The organism is Vulcanococcus sp. DEBay_Sum22DG08_74, assembly GCF_017852955.1.
Taxonomy (GTDB): Bacteria; Cyanobacteriota; Cyanobacteriia; order PCC-6307; family Cyanobiaceae; genus Vulcanococcus.
Genome location: NZ_JAFMKL010000082.1, coordinates 1 through 7,554 on the forward strand (window position 1 = coordinate 1; position 7,554 = coordinate 7,554).

The 7,554-nt window shown below is 60.4% G+C and carries 8 protein-coding genes; 2 read left to right on the forward strand and 6 right to left on the reverse strand.

The genetic code is table 11. The annotated features are described in order from the left end of the window. Positions 1-103 precede the first annotated feature (103 nt). Complete coding sequence (locus QZ184_RS08715) at positions 104-1,771, forward strand: protein adenylyltransferase SelO family protein (RefSeq protein ID WP_296419116.1); 1,668 nt, start codon at positions 104-106, stop codon at positions 1,769-1,771. On the opposite strand, the gene QZ184_RS08720 is transcribed toward QZ184_RS08715, so the two are convergent. The 5 genes from QZ184_RS08720 to QZ184_RS08740 form a co-directional block, all read right to left on the reverse strand. After that, the gene (locus tag QZ184_RS08720) at positions 1,768-2,265 is read right to left on the reverse strand and encodes a hypothetical protein (protein ID WP_296415776.1); all 498 of its coding nucleotides are present in this window, start codon (positions 2,263-2,265) and stop codon (positions 1,768-1,770) included. The genes QZ184_RS08715 and QZ184_RS08720 overlap by 4 nt on opposite strands. A gap of 310 nt (positions 2,266-2,575) precedes the next feature. Beyond that, positions 2,576-2,749 (reverse strand): hypothetical protein, encoded by a 174-nt coding sequence (locus QZ184_RS08725; RefSeq protein ID WP_156797832.1) that lies wholly within the window; start codon positions 2,747-2,749, stop codon positions 2,576-2,578. A gap of 181 nt (positions 2,750-2,930) precedes the next feature. Beyond that, positions 2,931-3,383, reverse strand: coding sequence for a hypothetical protein (locus QZ184_RS08730; protein WP_296415774.1), 453 nt, complete (start codon positions 3,381-3,383; stop codon positions 2,931-2,933). A 97-nt stretch (positions 3,384-3,480) separates the two neighbouring features. Further along, a complete protein-coding gene (locus QZ184_RS08735; RefSeq protein ID WP_363159711.1) occupies positions 3,481-5,025 on the reverse strand; it encodes an apolipoprotein N-acyltransferase in 1,545 nt (514 codons plus the stop codon). 81 nt (positions 5,026-5,106) lie between these two features. Beyond that, the gene (locus QZ184_RS08740; protein ID WP_296415772.1) at positions 5,107-5,385 is read right to left on the reverse strand and encodes a hypothetical protein; all 279 of its coding nucleotides are present in this window, start codon (positions 5,383-5,385) and stop codon (positions 5,107-5,109) included. A 311-nt stretch (positions 5,386-5,696) separates the two neighbouring features. Between QZ184_RS08740 and psbA the strand changes: the two genes are divergently transcribed. After that, positions 5,697-6,761 carry a photosystem II q(b) protein gene (psbA, locus tag QZ184_RS08745; RefSeq protein WP_296419118.1) on the forward strand — a complete coding sequence of 355 codons (1,065 nt, stop codon included), beginning with the start codon at positions 5,697-5,699 and terminating at the stop codon, positions 6,759-6,761. 91 nt (positions 6,762-6,852) lie between these two features. Here psbA and QZ184_RS08750 read toward each other — a convergent pair. Continuing rightward, on the reverse strand, positions 6,853-7,554 hold a 702-nt coding region (locus QZ184_RS08750), incomplete at its 5' end, for a sterol desaturase family protein (RefSeq protein WP_296419121.1).

The following is a 7,554-nucleotide window of genomic DNA, read 5'->3' on the forward strand; positions in this document are numbered from 1 at the left end:
GTAGAGCACCTGCATGGCATGCAGGGGGTCAGGAGTTCGAGTCTCCTTGGCTCCACTTTCCAAAAGCCCAGGCCTGTCCTGGGCTTTTTTGTGCCCAACACCCATGACCACCACCGACAGCTTTGAGGCCTTTGCGGCGCAGGTGGACTACTCCCTGCTGGAGACCCTCCAGGCCGACCCGGAGTCCAGCAGCGATGGGGATGATCACCTGCCGCGGCAGGTCCGTTCAGGGCACTACGTCCCCGTCACCCCCAAGCCACTACCGGCCCCGGAATACGTGGCCCACAGCGCCAGCCTCTTCGCGGAGCTGGGGCTAGGCGAAGACCTGGCCCATGACGAGGACTTCCGCCGGCTCTTCTCCGGTGACAGCCGGGTGGCGCGAGGAGCCATGCGGCCCTATGGCTGGGCCACGGGCTATGCCCTCTCGATCTACGGCACGGAGTACATCCAGCAGTGCCCCTTCGGCACCGGCAATGGCTACGGCGACGGGCGGGCGATCTCAATCTTCGAAGGCCTCTTTCAGGGCCAGCGCTGGGAGATGCAGCTCAAGGGCGGGGGCCCCACCCCCTACTGCCGCGGCGCCGATGGCCGGGCCGTCCTGCGCTCCAGCGTTCGCGAGTTCCTCGCCCAGGAGTTCATGCATGCCCTGGGGGTCCCCACCACCCGCTCCCTCAGCCTTTACATGTCCCGCGCCGAGGGCGTGCGGCGGCCCTGGTACTCCCCTCAATCGCGCTCCTTCGAGCCGGACGTGATGGTCGACAACCCGGCCGCGATCACGACCCGCGTGGCGCCGTCCTTCCTGCGAGTCGGCCAGCTCGAGCTCTTTGCCCGACGGGTCCGCAGCAACGCCCACCCCGGGGCCCTGCGGGAACTGCAGCAAATCACCGCGCACCTGATCGAGCGCAACTACCGCACCGAGATCAACGCGGCTCTGCCCTTCCCTCAGCAGGTGCTGGAGCTGGCCCGGCTCTTCCGCGGACGGCTGACGGCCCTGGTGGCGAACTGGATTCGCGTGGGCTACTGCCAGGGCAACTTCAATAGCGACAACTGCGCCGCCGGCGGTTACACCCTCGACTACGGGCCCTTCGGCTTCTGCGAACTATTTGATCCCCGCTTCCAGCCCTGGACCGGCGGCGGCGAGCACTTCTGTTTCTTCAACCAACCGGCAGCCGCAGAGGCCAACTACCAGATGTTCTGGTCTGCCCTGCGGCCACTGCTGGAGGACGACGCAGGGGCGCTGGCTGAGCTCGATGGGCTGCGCGAGGGCTTCTCAGAAGCGATGCGCGGCGAACTCGAGGCGATGTGGACCCGCAAGCTGGGACTGGCCAGCTACGACGACGACCTCCTGAAGGATCTGCTGCAACTGCTGGCCAGCTCCAGGGCCGATTACACCTTGGCTTTCCGCCAGCTCTCTGAACTCCCGGAGCAGGTGGAGGCGCTCAAACCCAGCTTCTATCTGCCAATCGACGCTGAACTCGAGCAGCGCTGGACGACCTGGCTGCAGCGTTGGCGCGAACAGCTGGGCGACCCCGAGGCCGCTAGGGCCGCCATGCGCCAGGCCAACCCACAGATCACGTGGCGGGAGTGGCTCATCGCCCCCGCCTACGAACGTGCTGCTGAAAGCGATCTGAGCTTGATCCAAGAACTCCAGACGGTCTTCCGCGATCCCTACACCACCCCTCCAGCAGAGCTTGCGGCGACCTACGACAGGCTCAAACCCCGCGAGTTCTTCAATGCCGGCGGGCTGTCGCACTACAGCTGCTCGTCCTAGAGCAGGCGATCCGCGCAGGAGCGGCGGAAGAGATTCATCACCTCCTCAGCCGGCAAACCCTGAACAATCCGCGCCTCGATTTCCGTGCGGTGCTGACTGGGGTGGTACTGGCCAACGGCCTTGAACAGCTCCGGTGACTGATGGCTTGCCAGCAAGAAATCCAAGCCCAGACGATCCCGCTCAAAGATCGGCTGACGCCGGCAGTGCTGCATCACATGGGCTGACTCATGGGCCAAGGTCTCCCAGACCCGCTCGGGATCGTCCTTGAGGTTGTTGGCACACAAGACCACGGCATTGCGGGCGAAGACAAAAGCACCCATCAACTGCTTGGGGCAATCCCGGGCCACCAAGGTCTCGGTGCCGGCCCGGCGCAGCAACCCGGCGAGCAACGCGATGGACTTGAGACGCTCCGCTCGAGCCGGGGAGGCCTGCAATCCAAACCCGAGCAGCGCGGCCAAGAGGACCGCAAAGCGAATGGGCCTGGAGAACCGCAAACCCCATCCCTCTCAACCCTGGTCTCAGTGGACCCATTTCGAGAAGGTGGGAGGTTGTTCGCGCCGAATCTCTCCGGTTTTCAACCCCGACCCGAGCCAGGCGCAGGCGGCGAGTCAGCGAGCCAAAAGGCATGAACCCCCTTAGCCGTCAGATACAGGAGGATCGCCGTCAGGGACAGCACGTCGGGCATCACAGCTGCGTCCAGAGCGTCTTAACTCTGGGCGGCCAGCCGCCCCATCAAGAGCAAACCCAAGACCTCAGAAGGTGACGCAGGACACCAACGTGCTCTTCACTGAATCGAGTTCTGACTCAATCAAAGGTCTCAAAGGGATCTTCAACCGCCTCCGCGCGAAGCCAATAGGGGCAGCGCACCTGAGCCTCAGCGTCCTTCAAGCTCATCGTCATCCGCCAACAGCGGCAGACCCCCATGCCGCCAGCGATGATGAAGTTCTTACAGGCAGCGCAGCAGGGATAAGCGGTCACAGCAAAGGCGGCAACTCCTGATGTCCTAACCCTGGTCAGGGCATTTCTTCCAGGTATAAATGCCATACTTTTGGTGATTTAGGCACAATAACCTGGTGCTGAATACCTAGACAGACGCATCCATTAACCGCGCTGTCTGCGTGGCCTGAAAGTCAACTCCAATCCGCGATTAGCCGACGACTTAGAGCGTGCAGGTGGACTTCAATAGGTGCGCCACCATCGCCGGATCCGCCTGCAGGGCGTAGGCCTCGAACTCACGTTGACGACTTTCCAAGGGCAACTGCGCCGTTGAAGCCACGACGTGATTCAAATTGCCCTGCTTGCGCAGATGCTGCAGAAAAAAGCCGTTGACCTGTTCTCCACTGAGCTGACCGCTGGAGCGCAATCCCTCCGCCAGGGTCAGCGAGGTGGGCGTACCCAAACCATCAAGGCAGTCCTGCACCACATGGACCAACTCGTGCTGGATCACCCTGGCCCGCTTCTGCGGATCAAGGTCAAGGGCCTTGGAGAGGCAGAGGACGTTCGCGCCCATGTTGTAGGTGGCGAGCTGACGCGGCCCGCCGCAGTCCGCCCCCTGGATCACCACGACCCCCAGGGCAGAGGCCGCCTCCAGCGCCGCATCAGCCGGATCCATAGCCCTGGCAGGCAGAGTCAGCAGCGCCGATGCGGCCGCCAAGCCCAGACCCAACAGACCAGAGCGGAAGGAAACCAAAAGGCGCCTTAAGCAAGTCTCAAGATTGTCTCATGCGAGACCGACTTGCGACGAGTCCGGCGCCTGCCGCCAGCAACAGCGGCCATTCCCCCAGTTGCCCGTAGACGGTCTGATTCGCCCGAGCCTGCAGCCGCACCAACAGGGTTCCCGGCTCCATCGGAGCCAAGGAGGCCCCCAGCCGCCCATCGGGCTGCACCACAAGACTCGGGCCGCTATTGGCGGCACTGACCAGCCAGCGACTGGCTTCAATCGCCCGCAACTGGGACAGGGCCTGGAACTGCCGCTGCAACTGCAGGGGATAGGGGTCGAGGTTGGCGCTGGCCAGGATCCAGCCAGCCCCCGCCTGGGAGGCAGCGATCAATCCGGCCCCATCGGCGATCTCGTAGCAAATGGCCACGGCGAGATCCCCCTGGGGGTGCTGCAGCAGACGCGAGGCCGCTCCCGGCTCGACCCCACCGACCGCAGACAACCCAGCCCAACGCAAGAGGGCTCCACCGGGGACCCATTCCCCCAGCGGCACCAAGCGGTGCTTATCGATCCCCCCCTCCGCCTGCAGTGCCTGAGGGGGAAAGCGCAGAACACTGCTGAGCAGCTGGGCCTCCTCCTGACGGAAGCCACCGCTGAGAACCTCCACTCCCGCTGCAGTAGGCAGCCCCTGCCCCAGAGCCAAGGCCCCCTCGGGCAGCACCAACAGGTCAGCGCCCTGGGCCTCCGCATCGGCCTGGGCCTGGCGCAGCTGCCGCTCCAGAGACCGCTGCTGAACCCAGCTGAACTTCTCGCGGGTGGGGATATCGGGCTGCAGCACCAGCACCGACAGCCAGGGAGCACCTGGGTCCTCTAGGGCGCTGCGCTGCAGCTGCTGCCAACCCAGACCATGGAGCAGGGCGAGCACCAGCAACCAGGACAGCCAGCCACGCCAAAGCCCGCGTCGCCCCTCCCACCAGCCGAGGAGCAAACGCCAGAGCCCCCAGGCCAGCAGTAACTGCAGCGCCGCCAAGCCACCGGCCCCAATCCACTGGGCCAGCCCCGCCAGGGCGCGATCACCCGGCAGAACGGCCGCCCCCAGCCCCAGCCAAAACAGAGGCCCCTTGGCCATCCAGACCTCACCCAAGCCCCAAAGGGCCGAGGCCAAAAGCGCCACAGACCAACGTCCAGCGCCGAACCGCCCCACCAGGGCGCGCCAGAGCGCCACCAACCCCGCCCCCAGTAGTCCCAGGGCCAACCAGAGCAACAGACAAAGCGGCAGGCTCAAGGGCAGGGGCACCCCAATCCAATCGAGGGGGTGCAACCAGAGCAGCCAGCGATGGCTGACCAAGACCGCCGCCGCCGCCCAGAGGGCCGCCGGCCCAGGACCAAAGGCCCAGAGCGGCACCAGAGCCAGCCAGAGCAGGGGCGGGGATCCCAGGGGGGGCAGCGCCACACCGGCCAGCAGACCAGCCGCCAGGGCTCCGCTCCAGACCAGTCGCCGGTTCTCTGCCATGGCCACTGACCCTATAGAGGGTCCTGGCTGCTGCAGGGCTGGAAGCAGTGAAAGACAACAGCCCAGCGCAAAGAGAGCTGCCATCAGCTTTGGGGCAGTCTCTCAGTGATTACACGGACACGTGTTCAGTGGCGCAGAGAAGTTGCGGCGGATTAAACGAAAGAGCTACCAATCAGATCCGTGGGCGATCAGCTGCTCTTCCAACTCTGGAGTGATACCGCTGTCGGTGAGATCAGAGCTTGGGGGATACCCCAATTCACGCAACCACTCGACAAGAAGACGCCGATCACGCATGGCCACCGCCAGCTCTAGAAGATGACCGCCTGATTGGCAATCAACCTGAATGGAGTCCTCGAGAACCTCGAGCTCTGAGCAAATAGCCCGATAAAGGCAATAGTCACGAAGACTGAGCTCGCTGATGCTGCGGCGACGAAGTGAATCCACCTCAGGATTTTGAATCAACTGGCTAAGGAAAAGCCAACACCTGCAGATCCAAGGAGGAAATGCAGCCGTTCTGCATCTAGAAAAAGAAGATTTAGATCGATCGACATTGGCTTGAAGCCAAAGTGAAGCAAAGATACAGCGAAACCCAAAGGCCCAGAGGGAAGGCATCAGGGTCTATCGGAGAAGGTGCAGAGATCACTGAGGAATCAAGATCCTTGAAATGCACTTTCTTCGTTCACCAGCTCCCGAAATAGCCGGGCCATTTGAGTGCCACAAGTCTGGCAGCGGGACTGAACCTCAAAGGACTTTTCATGACAACATTCTTGTCCAACCGCAATGGACTGCAGACCTGGTCTGCATTTGGAGACTGGATCACTTCGACCAACCAAAGGCTTTACATCGGCTGGTTTGGGGTCTTGATGATTCCAACGACCCTCGCTGCCACTGCGGCGTTTGTGATTGCCTTCCTCAGCGCTCCGGGTGTCGACCTGGACGGCGTCAGGCAACCCATCACAGGATCACTCCTCAGTGGGAACAACATCATTACCGCCGCAGTCGTGCCCAGCTCAAATGCCATCGGACTCCATTTTTATCCGATCTGGGAAGCGGGAAGTCTGGATGAGTGGCTTTACAACGGCGGACCGTACCAATTAATTGTCTTTCACTTTCTGATCGCCATCACGGCCTACATGGGGCGGCAGTGGGAATTGAGCTATCGCCTAGGAATGCGGCCGTGGATTGCCATTGCCTTTTCAGCACCTTGGTCAGCAGCAATGGCTGTACTTCTGGTTTACCCAATGGGCCAGGGCTCGTTTTCAGAGGGAATGCCTCTTGGAATATCGGGCACATTCAACTTCATGCTTGTCCTCCAAGCTGAACACAATGTATTAATGCATCCATTTCACATGCTTGCCGTAGCCGGAACATTTGGGGGGGCACTCCTCGCGGCAGTTCATGGATCACTCGTCTCAAGCAACCTGGTTCGAGAAACCACAGAACAGGAGTCGATTAATCGTGGATATCGCTTTGGCCAGAAGGAGGTGACTTACAACATCGTCTCAGCTCACGCCTACTTCGGTCGGCTCGTCTTCCCCTATGCAGCATTGAATAACAGCCGAAGCATCCATGCCATTCTCTTTGCATGGCCAGTACTCGGGATTTGGTTCTCGTCCCTTGCAATCGCCAGCTTTTCCTTTGGACTGAATGGTCTAAATTTCAATCAATCGATCCTTGATCCTCAAGGTCGTGTCGTTCACAGCTGGGCTGATGTACTCAACCGGGCAGATCTTGGCATCGAAGCCATGCACGAAAGAAATGCTCACAATTTCCCACTTGATCTTGCGGTCTCAAGCACACTCCAAATAGCCATGAAGTAAAAATGGCGGATCCAACAGACAAAAGCCCTGACTGAGGCAATCAAGAGAAGGAGGACTGGCGAGAATTTCACCAGTCCTTTTTTTGAGCCATTCAACGCAACAGTGAATCTTTTCTAACAACGCGCGAGACACTTCGAGCGTAGCCCTGATCCTGCGTTCCGAATAGAAGATCCCAGAACGTGAAATAAAGCCCAAAGTTAGAGCCCTGTTTTTGATGATGAATGGAATGATGAACAGGGCCAATCAACCAACGCCCCAACCAGTGATGAGGAAATGCCTCCGGCAATCCAGCCGGCGGCATGTGGTTCAAAGCAGCCCAAACAGACATCGTCACAAGAAGGGCAAACAGTGTGACGAAGTGAAGCGGAACGGTCATCGCAACAACCACAATAAAAACAGAGTGGAAGAGTGACTCGATTGGGTCAAAAGCAAATGAAGTCCAGGCTGAATAATGCCTTGACCGATGATGCCCTAGGTGCGCAATCCTGTAGAGGGCAGGATGATGCAGAAGGCGATGAACAAAGTAGAAGACGGCATCCTGTACAGCCAAAACACCAAGAAATCCTGTCAACTGAAAAGGAAGCTGCCATTCAGACTCGTGATGGTAAAGCTGTACGTACCCAGATCCATGCAGGATCAGCGAAACTGAGCCAACACAAGCGAAGACCAATGAAGACGAAAAGCTGAGTCGAAGATCGTTGGCATTCGCTCGGCCAAAACAGCTGGGACCATCTCGAAGCAAGAGCCCCGAGACAAGAGCGATCAGAACAGAGCGAGCACTGATGATCAGAAA